Below are 16,938 nucleotides of genomic sequence, written 5' to 3' on the forward strand. Positions count from 1 at the left end.
AAGGTGAAGAGATGAGAAAACTGAAAAGTCCATGGGATAAAATCGTCATGGTGCTCTGTATTGCACTCGTCGTATTCCAGATTTATACGGTATTCGGAATGCTGCCTGATCTGATTAAGAGAAGCATCCATCTGGGATTCGTACTGACTCTCAGCTTTATCCTGATACCGTTTTCCAAGAAGCAGAAGGGTTCAGACAAAGTCCCTGTATATGATATCATACTGGCTGTTATTTCAGCAGTAACCGTAATTTTCCTCGTTGCCAATTATAACACGCTGATCTGGAATCCGTTGCAGTGGCTGGGGCCGATCGACAAGGCGCTGGCGGTCATTCTGGTTATACTGGTGCTTGAAGCCAGCAGACGGTCTGTAGGACTGATTTTCCCGGCACTGGCGCTCGTGTTTTTCGCTTATGCGCTTTACGGCCCTTATTTTCCAGGCGTATGGGGACATAAACCGTATTCGGTAGACCTGATTTTCCAGACCTTATATCACAGTACAAATGGAATCTGGGGAACCATGATCAGTATTTCCGCAGGAATGCTGGCTATGTTCGGAATCTTCGGAGCCATGCTCAGCGAGACGGGAGGCGCTGGAACCTTCGTCAAGCTGGGACAGAAATTGACGGGTAAGACCATCGGCGGCCAGGGAAAAGTGGCTCTGATTGCCAGCGGACTCTTTGGCATGATATCAGGAAGCGCTATGGCGAATGTAGTCGGTACAGGCACGTTTACCATTCCCTTAATGAAGAAATCAGGATATAACAATGAGTGGGCGGCGGCAATTTCAGCTGTTGGTTCCACAGGCGGAACGATTATGCCTCCGATGATGGGGGCGGGAGCATTTATTATGGCGCAGCTCTTGGGCGTTTCCTATCTGGAAATTGCCAAGGCGGCCCTGATTCCGGCGCTGCTGTATTATGTGGGCGCATACATAGCGGTTCACTATATCTCCAAAAAGGACAATATCCGGGGAGAAGCAGTAACGGAATCGATCGATAAGGCAGAATATCTTGTTATTTTTACTCCGATCGCATTTTTCCTGTATTATCTGCTCCGGGGATATACCGCTACGATGGCCGCGTTCTATGCCACCGTTGCAGGATTCATCGTAGCTCTGCTCTTTAAGGTATTTAAGGCGGAGAAAAAGTCGGATACTCCTAAAATATGTATAAACCTGTTTACGGACGTATCCGTATCGGCAGGCAAAAGCATTGTCAATATGGCAACTCTGATGGCCGGATCACAGATTACCATCTGCCTGATCTCCCTTACCGGATTCGGAGTAAAGCTGTCTTCCGTAATCGTACAGATCGGACAGGATAACTTGTTCCTCTGCCTGGTGCTTACCATGCTTGTCTGTATCGTACTCGGTATGGGGCTTCCTGCTACGGCAGCTTACGTTCTTTCCGCCGCTATCCTGGCGCCGGTGCTGACCACCCTTGGCGTACCGATCCTGGTAGCCCACCTGTTCATATTCTACTTTGCAGGATTTTCAACGATTACGCCTCCCGTATGCGCTGCCGTATACCTGGCCTCGGGGCTGGCGAAGTCAAACTGGTTTAAGACGGGAATCCTGTCCTGTATGATCGCCCTGCCTGCTTTCGTAGTGCCGTATACCTTTATCTATGACACTTCTCTTCTGCTGATGGGAAGCATAGGCGCTGTAGCGATTGCCGTTATCACTGCATTCCTTGGCGTGTGGGCAATCGGAGCCGGCGTAGCAGGATATATAAGGGCAAAGATCAGCCTTCCGTTCCGCATTCTGGCCGTAGTGGCAGGAATCCTGCTGGTAATTCCGAACCTGACGGTCAGCATCTTAGGGCTTGTCCTGTTCGCAGTTGTATACGTGTGGAACTTTATGGCTGGGAAAAAAGTGAAAGAAGCTGTGAATGCTTAGACCATAAATCGATATAAATGAGGATAAAAACGTTCTGATAAAGATAGGCCGGCGGTGGAAAAACTGCCGGTCTTTTCTTCTTTCGGTGGAGGAGGAAGTATGAAAGATACAGACTGGCAGATTTTAAATGCCCTTTATCTGTATAAAAATATAACAAAAGCAGCAAATTCGCTTTTTATAACCCAGCCTGCGATTACAAAGAGGCTGCAGGTGATCGAAGAAGAATATCATGTGAAAATTGTAAACAGGAGCATAAAAGGGGTGGAATTTACACCGGAAGGGACATATCTGGCCGCCCAGGCAGAGCGGTATCTCCTGTTTTTTGAAGAGACGAAAAAAGGCCTGGAACAGATTAAAAATGAGGAGTATGGAAAGCTTAGGATCGGGGTTGTCTATTCCTACAGCAAATACTGCTTTTCAGAGATTCTGGCAGAATATATGAAATGTCATAATAAGGTGCAGGTAGAAGTCGTAAACGATCACAGTGACAAGCTGATCCACATGGTATGTGAAGGGAAAATTGACGTGGCGCTCCTGAAGGGAGACTACGGCGGAAATGTAGAACGGATCCTGATTATGCAGGAGCAGGGCTATATCATGTCGAAAACGCCGTGTACCATGAACGAACTGCCGCAGCTTCCCAGGGTTGATTATGATATGAATGCCAGTACAAAAAAGCTTGTCAGACGGTGGTGGGAAGAATATTTTAAGGAACCTTACCGGGTGGGGATCCGGGCTGAATTTATAGACCACGTGTGGCAGCTTGCGGAAAAGGGATTGGGGTACTGTCTCTGTTTCTGGCCTGGGGATGATCTGGACAGGATACCGCTTTATAAGCTGCCTATGGTAAACAGGGACGGTACGCTTGTCACGAGAAATCTCTGGATGGTTTATCCGAAAGAGGCTCTGGAACGAACGTGTGCAAATGGTTTTATCCATTTTATGAATGAGTATTATGAACGAAAAAAGAAAAGGATCATTACATGAATGCCATTCCCAAACGGAATGGCATTCATGATTTTATATGATTTTACAGCTGTGTTCTTCATAGTTTACAATCATTTTAACAAAAAGGGCCGGCACTTTTTTTGAACAAGTGAATGATTAGAAAAAATGAGGGGGATACCTGATGAAGGAAAAAATGAAAGATTTCAGAATTATGGGAATACCGGCTGTACCGTATGCAATTATTCTGGCGATTGTTCTCGTTGCCATGTATACCGGAAATTTGGGAGGAGATCTTCTTTCAACGATTGTACTTTTAATTGCCATAGGCAGTATTTTGTTTGAGATCGGCGACAGAATCCCCATATTTAACAAATGGGTGGGCGGAGGAAGTATGATGGCCATGATGTTTACATCGTGGATGGTCTATATGAACTGGATACCTGAAAAATATGTGGAATCCGTTTCTAATTTTTATGATACTTTCGGATTTCAGACACTGTTTATCTGTTTTTTAATGGCAGGTTCACTCTTAGTAATTGAGAGGGATTCTCTGATTAAAAGTATTGTGAGATACATACCAACAATTCTGGCAGGCGTCGCGGGAGCCGCTGCTCTGGGACTCGTGGTCGGCATGCTGCTGGGACATAAGCCGTCGGAACTGGTCTGCTACTATATTCTTCCGATTATGGGGGGAGGAAACGGGGCCGGCGCGATTCCAATGAGCCAGATTTTCAATGAAGTGACAGGACTGGATAAGGATACATATTATGCGAAAGCCATAGCAATCCTTACATTTGCCAATATCTTATGCGTATTCGCGGCAGCATTTTTAAATGGAGCCGGAAGGCAGTTTCCCAAATTGACCGGCGATGGTACGAACCTCATGCGCAATAAGGGAAAGGAAGCGGTAACGGATAAAAAAATGAAGCTCCTGCTCCGACGGCCCGGGAATGCGGATGCTGTTTTGCCTGGGTAGGAGGCGTTTATGCACTGGCCTGCGTGCTGAAACAGATTATGCCGAAAGTAATGGGTGCCAGCATTCATCAATATGCATGGTTCATTCTGATCCTCGTGTTCTGCAACATATTCAATCTGATTCCGGAGGATATCCGGTCTGCCTGTAAAGCAATTGTGGGTGTAGTTAATAAATACTGGCAGGGGCTTACCATGGCGGCAATCGGAATTTCCATGACGGACTTTGCGGATTTTATCAGCGTAATCAACCTGGATACGCTTGCGATCAGCGTGGCAGTAGTTGTGGGAGCGATTCTGGCGACGGCAGTGGTAGGCTGGATATTCGGATTCTTCCCGGTGGACTCTGCCGTAACTGCCGGCCTGTGTATGGCAAACAGAGGCGGAGGCGGCGATATCGTCGTACTGGGCGCTGCAAACCGTATGGAGTTGATGAGTTATGCAGCAATTTCGTCCAGGATCGGAGGCTCCATTGTTCTGGTAATTGCCAGCGTGGTATTCGGTATTTTATATTAATTCATCATTACAGCAGTCGGTAAAACAGTCGGCAATGCGATTGAGAAGGAGGAGATATTATGGATGAGGCACTGGCCAGAATAAGGGCGGCAGCGTAGGGCTTACAGTATCGGAGGAAGCGCTTGCAATGTTTGAAACAGGAAAGGAATATGAGTGGAACCTTTCTGTTGGAGGAAGGGATATTCATCTCTATGTATATTATCCAAAGGAGTTAAAAAGCGCATATCCTGTATTTATCAATCTTCACGGAGGTGGATTTGTAAAAGGCCACAGGCAGCAGGACGTTGTGTTCTGCAGAAATATCTGCCAAAATGCATGCTGCGCCGTGTTTGACATTGACTATCATACGGCTCCGGAATACAGGTATCCTTATGCACTGAATGAGGTTTATGATACGGCTTCTTACCTGTGGCAACATGCAGAGGAGCTTCAACTTGACAAGACAAAGCTTGTAATCGGAGGTCACAGTGCAGGAGGGAACCTGACTCTGGCCGCAGCTTTTATGGCACAGGAGAAGGGCGGATTTGTGCCGGCCGGGCTTTTGGTAGATTATCCTGCTGTAGATCTGGAACAGGACCCGGCAGAAAAACGGGGAGCAAACGGGCCGGATGTAAAGCCTCCCATTGAGGACTGCAGGAAGTACAATGACTGGTATGTCGATGCGGATAAACGCAGGGACCGACGGTGAGCCCCTGCTTCGCCAGTGAAGAGCAGCTTCAGGCGCTGCCGCCGGTGCTTATGATTATGGCAGGCCATGATGTGCTGGGAGAGGAAGCGGAAAGGCTGGCGGCCAGGATGATCCGCTCAGGAACAACGTTGACAGTGAAACGGGTCCTGGAGGCTTCTCATGGTTTCGTCGTACGCAGAGCGGAAGGATATCAGGAGGCGGAACAACTGATATTCCCGTTTCTTTCAAAAATATTTCAGAACAGATTATAAAAAAGGAGCAGTATTATGGAAAAACAAGTTCTTTCATCTCATGGCATTTCGTTCCGGTGGCTGAATGCCCAGTGCATTGAATTCAGGCTGCCGGGAGGCCGACATCTCCTGACCGATCCCTACTATTGGGTGGATGCAGGAGAGCGCGGGGAAGAGATCGCTGATTATCAGCTTACGGGATTTTGTACGGACGATCTGGAAGGTGCAGATTATATCATTTTAAATCATACCCATGGTGACCATATCGGCAATTTAAAAGAAGCTGCAAAACGGTTCGGATCTAAGATCATCTGCCATTCATCGACAGCAGCCGGAATTGCAAGGTATATGGAGGTTCCTTTAACCTCTGTATATCCGGTGGACTTCGGGGATACCTATTATTTTCCTGAATTTACGCTGATGACATTTCATGGGGAACACCACGGGCAGCCATGGACATGGGAAGAGAGTATGAAGGAAGGGAATCCATTTGACAGAACGGAAGAGACGAATATTCTTCATACAATAGGTGGAATTTTCAATATGAATTTTCTTCTGCAGCTTCCGGGCGGACTGAGGATTGCATTTGTGGGAGGAAATGATGACGGGATGGCAAAACGGTTTGAAACGCTGCGTCCGAACATCATTTTCAGAAATAAAGTGAACAGCAGCCGGCATATGGAACATGTGGCAGACGACTGGTTCCAGTTCATGAAAACAGCAGACTGCCAGATCATCGTTCCCATGCACCATGAAACATGGCTGAAACGTTTGCCGGGATTTTCAGAAAAAGCCTTTGCCGATGCCAATCAGATGGCAGAGGAGGCGGGGATTCCGGGAAGGATTCTGACTCCTGAGCAAAACCGCTGGTACTCCATTCAGATGACGGTATGCGAATAACGAAACGTCTGTAATTTTGAACAGGAGAGGAACGGTTGACATTGCACTCCCCAGAGAATAAAATAAAATCATATATTTTTTCGATGGAGGGGAATATGGATTTTAAACAGCTGTTTTATATTGTAAAGGTTGCAGAATGCCAGAATATAACGAAAGCGGCAAAGGCGCTGTTTGTTTCTCAGCCATCTTTGAGCCAGTTCATCTCCAAGGCCGAAGAGGAGCTGGGGGTTAAGATCTTTGACAGGAGCACCAATCCGCTGACGCTTACATACGCAGGCAGAAAGTATATAGAAGCGGCCAGAAAAATTCTGGATATCAACGATAACGTGAAGAAAGAACTTCAGGATATAGCGGGATACCAGAAGGGGCTGATTAACCTGGGAATACCAAAGGAACGGGGAAGTTATATGCTTCCCGGTCTGATGAAGGAATTTAAAAAAGGCGTTTCCGGGGATTGAGGTACAGACGGCTGAACAAAATACGCAGCAGCTTCTGGACGAGCTGAGACATGGACGCCTGGATGTGATATTCATACCGGAACGGGCGCTGGGACCGGAACTTGGGTATGAGGAAATTTATGAAGAGGAGTTCCTGCTCGTAGCAGGGGACGGAATGATCGGCAAAGACAGGTGTCTGGACGGTTACTCCAGCGTCATTGACTGGAAACGGGTAAAGGATCTGCCGTTTGCAGTTCTGAAGAAAGGGCATGGAAGCAGGGAAAAATGTGAGGAGATTTTCAGGCGTTACGCGGTCAACCCCGTCATCGCTTTCGAGACCAGCAGCAATCTGACGGCACTGCGTATGGCAGAGGCGGGTTTTGCAGTGGCTATGGTGCCGGAGATGACGGTACGGCTGTTTCAGGGTGCGCGCAGATTCAACACATATTCCCTGGATAAGGTTCCGATTACATGGAAGGTGCTGGCTGTATACAGAAAAGAAGCATATCAGAATCTGGCTCAGAAGGAATTCATAAAGATCGCGCAAAGGGTTTTTAACAATAAGGGCGTAATTTGAAGGAGAGGGGAAATGGCCAAATCGGCTCTGCCACAGATACCAGATTCCGTTCCAGGCGGTGGCCAAGTCACTGCATCTGGTATCTGTGACAGAGCTTTGTACGTTCCCCCTCTTTTTCAAATCAGGAGGAGGATATCATGCCGACGGGTGTTATAATTAATTGCTTATCTATTGTAATGGGAGGCGGTATCGGTGCTGCTGCAGGTCATAAATTAAATTCGGATTTCAAAGAAAAGTTGAACATGATTTTTGGTGTTTGTTCCATGGCTATGGGGATTGGAAGCATTGTACTGATGAAAAACATGCCTGCCGTAATTTTTTCGGTTGTAATAGGAAGCGCAATTGGCCTGACTATTCATTTTGAACATGCGATTACAACGATCGGCCAAGGGATGCAGAAATTGCTTTCTAAAATAATTCCGCAGAGAAAAAACGTATGTGAAGAAGAATTTAATCAGACCCTGCTAACGATTATAGTACTATTTTGCGCCAGCGGAACGGGAATATACGGATCAATCGTGTCGGGAATGTATGGGGATCACAGTATACTGATTGCAAAATCTATTTTGGATTTTTTTACTGCGCTGATTTTTGCATGTACCTTAGGCGGCGTAGTGACATTTATTGCAGTGCCTCAATTTCTAATATGCTTGCTGTTATTTTTCGGCGGCAGTTTGATCTACCCGTTGACGACTCCGGATATCATTGATGATTTCAAGGCGACAGGAGGAATTCTCTTGGTTGCAACTGGTTTTAGAATAATACGTCTTAAAATGTTCCCAACGGCAGATATGATACCGGCAATGATTATCATCATGCCGGTCAGCTGGCTATGGGCCTCATATATATTTCCGATCTTAAATTAGGGTATTGCTGGCAATTCGTGGAGAAGAACAGCGGTTATTCATGTTTTGCCGTAATACTCGGACAGCATCTCATAAATTCTGGCCTGCATTTCTTCCACAGTATGAGTTCTGGAGCGGGCACAGTCCTGGGCCTGCTTACCGCAGATAAGACATTTGCGGTAAGCAGGCCTGGATAATTTTTTCCCATCTCTATCTATGATATCGATATCAAACAGGCGGCCAAGGGGGTGGGATTCTTCAATCGCAACCATTGTTTCCTTTAAGACGGCCGCTTTCTGATCTACACTCAGCATATACTCATCGCCAGTAATTTCATGAACTTCCAATTCTTCTAACACAGGGCAGCAGTTCATACGGAGCACAAGCAGGATCTCTTTTTTGCCGTCCTGGAATAACCGGAGAATTTCGGGTGTGGTTTTTACGGGACCAGGAATATTCATACAGAATGAAATGACGGCTGCATGATATTTTTCAATGAGCATTTGCTGCTCTGCTGCCCGCTTTTCACGTCTTTTCATCATATCTTCCATCGTTACATGGCTTCCGGACATCATGTATTTATCCTCTTTTCACTTGAATTTTCAGTAGTGGAGCACATCGGCGCACGTTTTTATTCTGTCAATAACAGGAGCGGCTTCGCTGCTGATAAAATATTCGTAGGTGGATAAGGGAACGAGCTCTTTCAAATATGCGAAATTATGGTCCTGGATCGCCTTTCTGACCGTTGACGCGCTGATAACAGCTCCGTTTAATTCTTTTCGCGGTACAATGATGCATTCAATTCCGTTTTCAGGCAGTTTCTGTTTCATGATATCATTGTATATCCCGGTGACAACGCTGGCAGGCTCTTCCCCCACGTATCGGCGTGTGATGCCCAGCGCCTCTGCAATCCGGCAGAATATGGTCAGATCGAGCATGGCATGGCTTTCGATTACGGCATGTTCGTCTCTTTGGAAGTAACTGGGAAATGTTGCATTGCTGATCATGTAAGGACCGCTGTCATGATAAATGATATTGTGCAGGTGGGAGGTCCCTTTCAGAATCAGTTCTTTTCTGACATGGAAAGGTATCAGGCTCGCCTCTTCGCTCACCATAAACAGATGGACAATATCATTTTCCCTGCTTGCCGTCTCTGCCAGATACTGGTGGCCTGTCGTAAAAGGATTGGCATTCATTACGAGAGCAGCAACCCTCTTTCCACCTTTCTTCGTTTTTTCCAAGTCTGATAAATAATCAGAAAATCCGGTCTTTTTATTTTCCATAAATACAATCTGGTTTTCAATTTCTACAATTTCATAAAAGCCTAAATCCCTGAAGAATTTGGCAGAGCTGCATTTTGTGCAGAGAAAGAGATGGCTGTTTCCTCTGGAAAACTGTTCCTCGATCAGATGGGTGACAACCTGATTCATCAGCCCTTCTCCCTGATGAGCGCTGCTGACCGCCAGACAGCGAAGGGTGTTGCTAAAACAGCTTCCCGTAGCAATGATATTCATATTATCGTCAAAAACGCCGCATGTATAGTCGAGATTTTCATCCCGCCGGATTCCCTCATCGGCCAGAAGCTGATCGATCATCCGATGGCTTCTTTCATCAGAAGGGTATATAGGGGAAATGTGATAGATCGCCATTTGAATTTTCCTCCTTAAGCTTTTGAAAATGGTCAGGCTGTATAAGCTTTATTATATAGTCCAAAAAGAAAAAGTAAATAAGATATGATTTTTTTATACTGCCCATAGGCTGTTTCGTATGGTTTTGGAAGAAGTGACTAATCGAGTGAAAAGAATTTGGAGTTTTTTCACATGAGTTCGGGCGTTTTTCTTCAAAGTATATAGATTTTTATATGGCATTTATGTAATTATACGTATTTTACTGATGATAAAAATGCTTTTATACTGGAGACAGCTGAAAGATCCGTGTGCGCGCAGAAAAGGGCTGAAAGTCAGTATATAAGATTTAAGGAGGGTAATGGGTATTATGGAAGAAAAGAAAGATGGTCTGCTGTCACGTCAATTCTATGGTCTGCCTATGTGGCAGGTAGGAATTATACTGCTTGTAATTTATGCGGCGATTGGATTACAGGTAATTCCAAGCGATGATATGCTGGCAACAATAACGGTTCTCATGTCGATTGGTCTGGTGCTCTATGAGATCGGTGAAAAAATACCGATCTGGAATGCATATATCGGCGGCGGTTCCATGCTTGCGTTTTTAGGAGCGGCTGCGCTGAACTACTATCATATTCTGCCGGAAAAATATGCAGAAGGAATTACGTTTTTCTATGATGAATACGGATTTCAGACGGTATTTATTTCCCTGCTGATCGTATCGGCTGTGCTGGCGGTAAACAGAAAACAGCTGATCAAGGCATTTGCAGGATACGTTCCGGCCATCCTGGGAGGAATTGCAGCGGCGGCGTTATTTGGAGTTATAGGAGGCCTGATCTGCGGTGTGGACGTGATTCATATCATTTCCCTGTATGTTCTCCCTGTCATGGGCGGTGGAAACGGCGCGGGAGCAGTACCCTTAAGTGAAATGTGGGAAGCCACTACAGGGCAGAGCAAGGACGCATTTTATTCACAGGCATTTGCAATTCTGAACATCGCCAATAACTTTGCGATCTTAGGAGCAGTAGCTTTGAATTCCATGGGAAATAAGTGGCCGAAACTGACTGGCAACGGCGAGCTTCTGAGAAATATGGACAAGACGGTGCTGGTGGGAGATAAAAAAGAGAAGGTGAAGGCCACGGCGTATGATATGGCCGGAGGGCTGCTCCTTACGGGGGGAATCTATGCCCTGTGCCGTGCATTTTCCGGTAAAATTCTTCCTAATATCGGCCCCGTGACGTTACATATGTATGCCTATATGGTCGTATTTGCAGCGCTGCTGAATGTATCAAATATCGTTCCGGACAATGTGAAGGAAGGCGCGAAAAAGCTGTCGGCATTTTTTACAAAACCATTGATGGGCATGTGCATGGCAGGGATTGGTATTGCGTTTACCGATCTGGGTGAACTGATTGCAGTCCTGAATGTCAAGACGCTTTTTATATGCGCAATGGTAGTAATCGGAGCGATTATCGGTTCCGGTCTGGTAGGTATGATGGTAGGATTCAATTTTGTGGAATCTGCGATGACGGCGGGCCTCTGCATGGCAAACAGAGGCGGTTCCGGAGACCTGCAGGTTCTTGGAGCAGGTCATCGTCTGGAACTCATGAGCTATGCGGCGATCTCTTCCCGAATCGGAGGTGCGATTGTACTTCTGATTGCCAGTATCGCATTCAGCTTTATGGTTTAGCACAGGATAAAAGACACAGAAAAATATAAAAATATAAAATAAATTTCATCTTATGGAGGTAGTGAAAATGGCAGAAGCAAAAATTGGATACAGAATGTATCAGGAGATTGAACGTCCGTCAAAGGAGCTCATTGAGAAATTAAGAAAGTTTTCCGCACCGGAGCTTTGTGACGGCTCTATTGTGTATAACGCAATGGATTATCACATCAAACCGATGGTGACAAAGAAGAAAATCTGCGGGCCGGCAGTTACGGTAAAACTGTCCATGGGCGACAGCCTGATGGTGACGAAGGCCGTGGATATGGCCCAGCCGGGGGATGTCATTGTGATTGACGGCAGAGGCAGCGGCAATAATGCGCTCTGGGGCGACCATCGCAGCCTTTCCTGCGCGGTAAAGGGGATTGAGGGCGTAGTCATGGATGGAGCGTTCCGCGATCTGGAAGAGTGTGAGGAGATCGGATTCCCCATGTACGCAAAAGCGGTTACATGTGGTTCCAGCAGCAAGAACACCAACGGTGAAATCAACGTAACGATTTCCTGCGGCGGAGTGACTGTTAATCCTGGAGATATCATTGTGGGCGACGTAAACGGCGTCTGTGTAATTCCACCGGAATTTGCTGAGGAAATTATGGCAAATGCCAGAAGAAGATTGATAATCTGGAAAAAGTCACGGCGGAAATCAAAGAAAAGAAGAAAGTGCTGCCGGATAACTATGCGGCACAGCTGGAAAAGCTGGGATATAAAGAGTTTACGGACAAATAAATCTGGCTTTGGTGCAATTTAAGTTTAACAGGAGGATTTGAAAAAATGGGACAGAATATGATCCAGAAACTCATTGCCAGCCATCTGGTATCCGGTACGATGAATCCAGGCGATGAGATTTACATAAAAATTGACCACACGCTGACGCATGATATTACGGCTGTTATGGCTTATCTGGCTTTTGAGGCGCTGGAGCTCCCGAAGGTGAGAACAGAGTGCTCTGTCAGCTACCTGGACCACAACCTGCTGCAGGTAGACAGCAAAACGCCGGATGACCATATTTTCCTTCAGAGCATCGCGAAAAAATACGGCCTCTATCTTTCACGGCCCGGCAACGGAATCTGCCATATGATCCACTATTTCCGGTTCGGAAAACCGGGCAAGAGCCTGATGGGAACAGACAGCCATACGACGACAGGAGGCGCTCTTGGAATGCTGGCGATTGGTGCCGGCGGCATGGACGTGGCTACGGCGATGGCCGGACTTCCAATGAGATTAAAGATGCCTGAAGTAGTGAAGGTGGAATTAACGGGAGCGTTAAATCCACAGTGCTCGGCAAAGGATGTCATTCTGGAAATGCTCCGCAGGCTTACGGTAAAGGGCGGAGTCGGCAAAGCATATGAATATGTGGGAGAAGGCGTGAAAAGCCTGACTGTGGCCCAGAGAGGAACGATCGCCAACATGGGCGCAGAACTGGGCGCAACAACTTCCGTATTTCCGGCAGACGATGAAGTGAGAAAATTCCTGAAAGCTCAGGGAAGAGAAGCGGACTACTCTCCCCTGCTTCCGGATGAAGACTGTACGTATGATGAATATATGGAAATCAATCTGAGTGATCTGGAACCGCTGGTTGCATGTCCGTCCATGCCGGATAAAGTGGCAAAAGTAAAGGATATGAAACAGGTAAAGGTGGATCAGGTATTTATCGGCAGCTGTACGAACGGGTCCCACAGTGACATCAAAAAAGCGGCAGAAGTGCTGGACGGCCATGTGGTCAGTGACCATGTGTCCCTGACTGTAGCTGTGGGAACGAAACAGATCCTGCAGATGCTGATGGAGGACGGAACCATCTCCAAACTTCTCTGTGCAGGAGCCAGGCTGTTGGAATGTGCCTGCGGGCCGTGTACGGGAATCGGGCAGGCAGCACCTACTAATGGAGTTTCCGTGCGCACGTCTAACCGGAATTTTCCAGGCCGAGGCGGTACGCCGGACGCACAGCTTTACCTCGTAAGCCCGGAAGTAGCGGCAGCTACGGCGATTACAGGATATATTACAGAACCGTCAGAAGTGTGTGATATCGAAAAACTGGCTTCTATTACAGAACCGGATTCTTATCTGGTGGATGACAAAATGCTGATTCCGCCTGTGGATGGGGATACATCGGACGTGGAAATTATCCGTGGGCCGAATATCAAGCCTCTGCCTATTCCTGAAATGATTACGGAGACGATCAGTGTTCCTGTTTCCCTGAAGGCAGGAGACAACATTTCCACAGATGATATTATTCCTGCCAGCGCGACGTTCTCAGCCATGCGGTCCAATATTCCGATGGTGGCGGAAATCGTGTTTTCCCGATATGACAAGGACTTTGTTCAGAGGGCCAAAGACGCGGGTAACAGTATTATCGTCGGCGGAGAGAACTACGGACAGGGCTCCAGCCGGGAACATGCGGCTATTGCCCCCATGTATCTGGGCGTAAAAGCGTCATGGCGAAATCCATGGCGAGAATCCATAAGAACAACCTGATCAATCACGGCGTACTCCCACTGATTTTCGCAGATAAAGAGGATTATGACAGGATCGATCTGGGAGATGAACTGGTGCTTTCCGAATGTCTGGAAGGAATCCGAAGAAAAGAGATTATGGTGGAAGACAGGACAAAGGGAGTTTCTTTTAAAACAATACTGGATATTTCAGATGATGAGGCAGATGTTCTGCTGGCCGGCGGACAGCTGAGGTATATTAAGAAACAGATCAATTAACAAAAGAGAAGAGGACGAATGGCAGGACAATTGACAGTGCCATTCATCCTCTTTTCTGCAATTTGAATAACCTTTTTTTAGAAGAAAAGGCAGTCTCCGCAGCCCATATGGAAGCCGTTGATTTCACTGTCTTTTTCCAGATATTCCCGGACTCTGTCTCCGGAACAGTGGTTCAGTGCCAGAAGACGGATATCCATTTTCTTAAGTTCCGCAATCGTCAATTCGATCCGGTCGTCGTCTGCTTTCATGAGATGAGTTCCGCCGATCACAGCCTGAATCTTTTTGCCGAACCGTTTGGAAACGGCAGAAAGGATATTCAGTACGCCGGGATGGCTGCAGCCCAGAATTACGATCAGTCCGTCCGGGTGATCCAGAACCAGGGAGATTTCATCGTCGAACGGATCAGGGATCATCCCGGACTCGGTCCGTTTGACAAAGCGGGCCGGAACTGTTTCAAATGCATATGTGCGGGGGAAATTTCCGACGGCATAGCAGCCGGGAGAGAATTCCAGGATATCCCTGCACACGAAATGGGGGATACCGTGGGTGGAAAGGTCTGCTTCTGTGAAACCGCAGCCCAGGAAGGTATATTTTTCCGTCCGGTGATTGGTATATTTTTCTTCAAAAAAGTGTTCTCCGGTGATCAGGGGACAGGAAATGCCCCGGTCCAGCAGTTCTGCATAGCCGGCGGCGTGGTCGTAATGGCTGTGGCTGCATACGGCATAGGAAGCGGAGAGTGGGGAAACGCCCAGCTTTTTTGCATTGGACAGAAATTCCGGGCCGGATCCGAAGTCAAAGAGAATGGGCACGCCGTCCGCCTCTATAAAGTAGGACAGGCTGTGCATATGAATGAGCGACTGATGTTCCGTCGCCATGTTGTCGATTAACGTTGTGATTTTTATCATGGTTCTCCCCCTTTATCTAGCGGATTCTGGACAGGGCCTCTTCCGACAGCATTCGCTTTCGGCAGAAGAAAAAGATGAGGCCGGAGGTGGTTGCTGAAACAATGTCGGAGATCGGTTCTGCGTAGTAGATTGACATTACATTTTGAGTAATCATAGGCAGTATGATGGCGAGCGGAATCAGTAAAATGACCTTGCGCAGCAGGGCGGCAAACAGGGAAAGCTTTGCCTGGCCCAGGCCGATAAATGTGGTCTGACAGCCCATCTGAACGCCGAATATCCATACGCCGGCCATGAAAATAGGCATAACCTGCCCAACGAGAGCGATCAGTTCCGGCTTATCCGTAAAGAGTCTGGCAAATACGGTCGGGAACTGAGTGGTCAGCAGGCAGTCGATCAGCGTAACAGTGAAGGAAAATCCGATGGCGATGCGGTAAGTTTTCCTGACGCGGTCGAAATTTTTAGCACCGAAATTATAGCTGATAATCGGCTGTACTCCCTGTGTAAAGCCCTGGATCGGAACGAATACAAGCTGCATGACGCTCTGTAGGATTGTCATGGAACCTACATAGAGGTCGCCGCCGTACTGGGATAGGCCCCTGTTTAAAACGATGCTGATGGCGCTCTCCGTAAACTGCATGATGAACGGTGACACGCCGAGTGCGGCAATTGCGGCGATCAGTGAAAAATCGGGCCTCAGACACTTTTTCCTGATGATGATAACGGATTTTTCAGATATCAGGAAGCGGAGAACCCAAATGGCGCTGATGGCCTGAGAAATAATGGTTGCCAGAGCAGCTCCGCGGACATCCAGATTGAACACGAAGATAAAAATGGGGTCCAGGATGATATTTGTCACGGCTCCGATCAGTACGGAAGTCATGGCCGTCTTGGCTCTGCCCTGAGAAGAGATAAACATGTTGAGGCCGAGCGCCAGCTGTACGAAAACGGTACCGATCAGATAAATGCTCAGATAATTATCAGCGTATACGATGGTGCTGTCGCTGGCTCCGAACATGTACAGCAGAGGCCGCTTGAAAATAAAGAAAAAAGCGGTGAGGACGACGGAGAAAAACAGGAGGACGGTTACGCCGTTGCCGAGTATCTTTTCCGCCTGGGCCTTATCGCCCTTTCCCAGCTGAATAGAGGCCAGAGGAGCTCCGCCGGCCCCTACAAAGGCGCTGAAAGCCGAGATCAGCATGATAATCGGGAATGTGAGACCGACGCCTGTCAGGGCGACGCTGCCGATTTCCGATATATGGCCGATATAAATGCGGTCTACAATGTTGTAGAGGACGTTGATGAGCTGGGCGACAACGGCTGGAACCGCCAACCGGAACATGAGTTTCGGAATTGGTTCCGTTCCCATGCGCTTGTCAGAATTAGGTGATTCATTGCGATGTTCCATAATGATTTGATTCCTTTCTAAATTCGTCCATAATAATGGTCTTACATAATTTTTAGAGGTTATAGCCGGACAGATTGGCGTACAGCTTATCCAGGCCGGACAGGAGAGATTCCCTCTCTGTGTCAGTGAAACCGTTGAAATTTATTTTAGACATTTCATTAAAAGCCTTCAGACAGCCGGCTTTCAGAGAACCGGCCCTTTCCGTAAGGCATATTCTGGTTTCGCGGCGGTTAGCCGGATTTGGCAGGCGCGTAAGGAGTCCGGAAGATTCCAGGCGGTCCAGCATGCTTGTTAAAGTCGTCTTTGCCAGATTGGTTTTCTGGCTCAGCTCGCTTATGGTAATATCATCCTCCTGCCAGAGTACAAATATAATATTTGTCTGGGCACTGTTTAAATCCGTATCCGTATATTTTTTCAGAAGCTGCTGGAAAATCCTGCTCTGAAGAAACTTAATCTGGGCAATCCGTATGCCGATCGGAAGATTTTTCATCAATTTAGTCGCCCCCTTTCCATTAATTTTACATGAGATGCCGTGGCCAAAAGGCGATTTTGCCTGTG

General features: G+C 47.3%; 15 protein-coding genes and 2 pseudogenes. 12 read left to right on the plus strand and 5 right to left on the minus strand.

What is annotated here, in order from left to right:
- Positions 1-11 precede the first annotated feature (11 nt).
- From DXA13_RS12395 to DXA13_RS12440, 9 genes and pseudogenes are all read left to right on the plus strand, one after another.
- Positions 12-1,898, plus strand: coding sequence for a TRAP transporter fused permease subunit (locus tag DXA13_RS12395; protein ID WP_118244843.1), 1,887 nt, complete (start codon positions 12-14; stop codon positions 1,896-1,898).
- A gap of 99 nt (positions 1,899-1,997) precedes the next feature.
- A complete protein-coding gene (locus DXA13_RS12400) occupies positions 1,998-2,885 on the plus strand; it encodes a LysR family transcriptional regulator (protein ID WP_118244844.1) in 888 nt (295 codons plus the stop codon).
- 142 nt (positions 2,886-3,027) lie between these two features.
- Positions 3,028-3,822, plus strand: a complete 795-nt coding sequence (locus DXA13_RS22470; protein WP_118244845.1) for a 2-hydroxycarboxylate transporter family protein — start codon at positions 3,028-3,030, stop codon at positions 3,820-3,822.
- Positions 3,823-3,836: 14 nt separating this feature from the next.
- The gene (locus DXA13_RS22475) at positions 3,837-4,334 is read left to right on the plus strand and encodes a 2-hydroxycarboxylate transporter family protein (RefSeq protein WP_347559848.1); all 498 of its coding nucleotides are present in this window, start codon (positions 3,837-3,839) and stop codon (positions 4,332-4,334) included.
- Between the two features lie 127 nt (positions 4,335-4,461).
- Positions 4,462-5,273, plus strand: a pseudogene (locus DXA13_RS12415) (alpha/beta hydrolase).
- A 15-nt stretch (positions 5,274-5,288) separates the two neighbouring features.
- Complete coding sequence (locus DXA13_RS12425; RefSeq protein WP_118244849.1) at positions 5,289-6,152, plus strand: MBL fold metallo-hydrolase; 864 nt, start codon at positions 5,289-5,291, stop codon at positions 6,150-6,152.
- 95 nt (positions 6,153-6,247) lie between these two features.
- A complete protein-coding gene (locus tag DXA13_RS12430) occupies positions 6,248-6,610 on the plus strand; it encodes a LysR family transcriptional regulator (protein WP_181995657.1) in 363 nt (120 codons plus the stop codon).
- 34 nt (positions 6,611-6,644) lie between these two features.
- Positions 6,645-7,166, plus strand: coding sequence for a LysR family transcriptional regulator substrate-binding protein (locus tag DXA13_RS12435; protein WP_243009103.1), 522 nt, complete (start codon positions 6,645-6,647; stop codon positions 7,164-7,166).
- Between the two features lie 137 nt (positions 7,167-7,303).
- Entirely contained in the window at positions 7,304-8,032 is a 729-nt protein-coding gene (locus tag DXA13_RS12440) for a DUF554 domain-containing protein (protein WP_118244852.1), read from the plus strand.
- A 38-nt stretch (positions 8,033-8,070) separates the two neighbouring features.
- Here the strand turns inward: DXA13_RS12440 and citX are convergent, their stop codons facing one another.
- Both citX and citC read right to left on the minus strand, forming a co-directional pair.
- On the minus strand, positions 8,071-8,586 hold the full coding sequence (gene citX, locus DXA13_RS12445; protein ID WP_207662168.1) for a citrate lyase holo-[acyl-carrier protein] synthase: 516 nt from the start codon (positions 8,584-8,586) through the stop codon (positions 8,071-8,073).
- A gap of 27 nt (positions 8,587-8,613) precedes the next feature.
- Positions 8,614-9,660 (minus strand): [citrate (pro-3S)-lyase] ligase, encoded by a 1,047-nt coding sequence (citC, locus tag DXA13_RS12450; RefSeq protein WP_118244853.1) that lies wholly within the window; start codon positions 9,658-9,660, stop codon positions 8,614-8,616.
- 346 nt (positions 9,661-10,006) lie between these two features.
- Here citC and DXA13_RS12455 point away from each other — a divergent pair, with 346 nt between their 5' ends.
- The 3 genes and pseudogenes from DXA13_RS12455 to DXA13_RS12465 all read left to right on the plus strand — a co-directional run bounded on the left by DXA13_RS12455 (position 10,007) and on the right by DXA13_RS12465 (position 14,070).
- On the plus strand, positions 10,007-11,326 hold the full coding sequence (locus DXA13_RS12455; protein ID WP_181995658.1) for a 2-hydroxycarboxylate transporter family protein: 1,320 nt from the start codon (positions 10,007-10,009) through the stop codon (positions 11,324-11,326).
- A 67-nt stretch (positions 11,327-11,393) separates the two neighbouring features.
- Positions 11,394-12,110, plus strand: coding sequence for an RraA family protein (locus tag DXA13_RS12460; RefSeq protein ID WP_243009100.1), 717 nt, complete (start codon positions 11,394-11,396; stop codon positions 12,108-12,110).
- A 77-nt stretch (positions 12,111-12,187) separates the two neighbouring features.
- A pseudogene (locus DXA13_RS12465) lies at positions 12,188-14,070 on the plus strand (aconitate hydratase).
- A gap of 77 nt (positions 14,071-14,147) precedes the next feature.
- Here the strand turns inward: DXA13_RS12465 and DXA13_RS12470 are convergent.
- From DXA13_RS12470 to DXA13_RS12480, 3 genes are read right to left on the minus strand one after another with little or no spacing between them, the layout of a single operon-like run.
- Entirely contained in the window at positions 14,148-14,975 is an 828-nt protein-coding gene (locus tag DXA13_RS12470) for an MBL fold metallo-hydrolase (RefSeq protein ID WP_118244855.1), read from the minus strand.
- 16 nt (positions 14,976-14,991) lie between these two features.
- A complete protein-coding gene (locus tag DXA13_RS12475) occupies positions 14,992-16,380 on the minus strand; it encodes an MATE family efflux transporter (RefSeq protein ID WP_243009101.1) in 1,389 nt (462 codons plus the stop codon).
- A gap of 52 nt (positions 16,381-16,432) precedes the next feature.
- Entirely contained in the window at positions 16,433-16,870 is a 438-nt protein-coding gene (locus DXA13_RS12480; protein ID WP_243009104.1) for a MarR family transcriptional regulator, read from the minus strand.
- Positions 16,871-16,938: the final 68 nt, after the last annotated feature.

The organism is Clostridium sp. AM58-1XD, assembly GCF_003464085.1.
Classification (GTDB): Bacteria; Bacillota; Clostridia; order Lachnospirales; family Lachnospiraceae; genus Lachnoclostridium_A.

Excerpts from the sequence above, each read along its gene's own strand:
- DXA13_RS12395 (WP_118244843.1), top strand. The coding sequence starts at position 12 with ATGAGAAAACTGAAAAGTCCATGGGATAAAATCGTCATGGTGCTCTGT.
- DXA13_RS12400 (WP_118244844.1), top strand. The coding sequence starts at position 1,998 with ATGAAAGATACAGACTGGCAGATTTTAAATGCCCTTTATCTGTATAAA.
- DXA13_RS22470 (WP_118244845.1), top strand. The coding sequence starts at position 3,028 with ATGAAGGAAAAAATGAAAGATTTCAGAATTATGGGAATACCGGCTGTA.
- DXA13_RS12425 (WP_118244849.1), top strand. The coding sequence starts at position 5,289 with ATGGAAAAACAAGTTCTTTCATCTCATGGCATTTCGTTCCGGTGGCTG.
- DXA13_RS12430 (WP_181995657.1), top strand. The coding sequence starts at position 6,248 with ATGGATTTTAAACAGCTGTTTTATATTGTAAAGGTTGCAGAATGCCAG.
- DXA13_RS12440 (WP_118244852.1), top strand. The coding sequence starts at position 7,304 with ATGCCGACGGGTGTTATAATTAATTGCTTATCTATTGTAATGGGAGGC.
- citX (WP_207662168.1), bottom strand. The coding sequence starts at position 8,586 with ATGATGTCCGGAAGCCATGTAACGATGGAAGATATGATGAAAAGACGT.
- citC (WP_118244853.1), bottom strand. The coding sequence starts at position 9,660 with ATGGCGATCTATCACATTTCCCCTATATACCCTTCTGATGAAAGAAGC.
- DXA13_RS12455 (WP_181995658.1), top strand. The coding sequence starts at position 10,007 with ATGGAAGAAAAGAAAGATGGTCTGCTGTCACGTCAATTCTATGGTCTG.
- DXA13_RS12460 (WP_243009100.1), top strand. The coding sequence starts at position 11,394 with ATGGCAGAAGCAAAAATTGGATACAGAATGTATCAGGAGATTGAACGT.
- DXA13_RS12470 (WP_118244855.1), bottom strand. The coding sequence starts at position 14,975 with ATGATAAAAATCACAACGTTAATCGACAACATGGCGACGGAACATCAG.
- DXA13_RS12475 (WP_243009101.1), bottom strand. The coding sequence starts at position 16,380 with ATGGAACATCGCAATGAATCACCTAATTCTGACAAGCGCATGGGAACG.
- DXA13_RS12480 (WP_243009104.1), bottom strand. The coding sequence starts at position 16,870 with ATGAAAAATCTTCCGATCGGCATACGGATTGCCCAGATTAAGTTTCTT.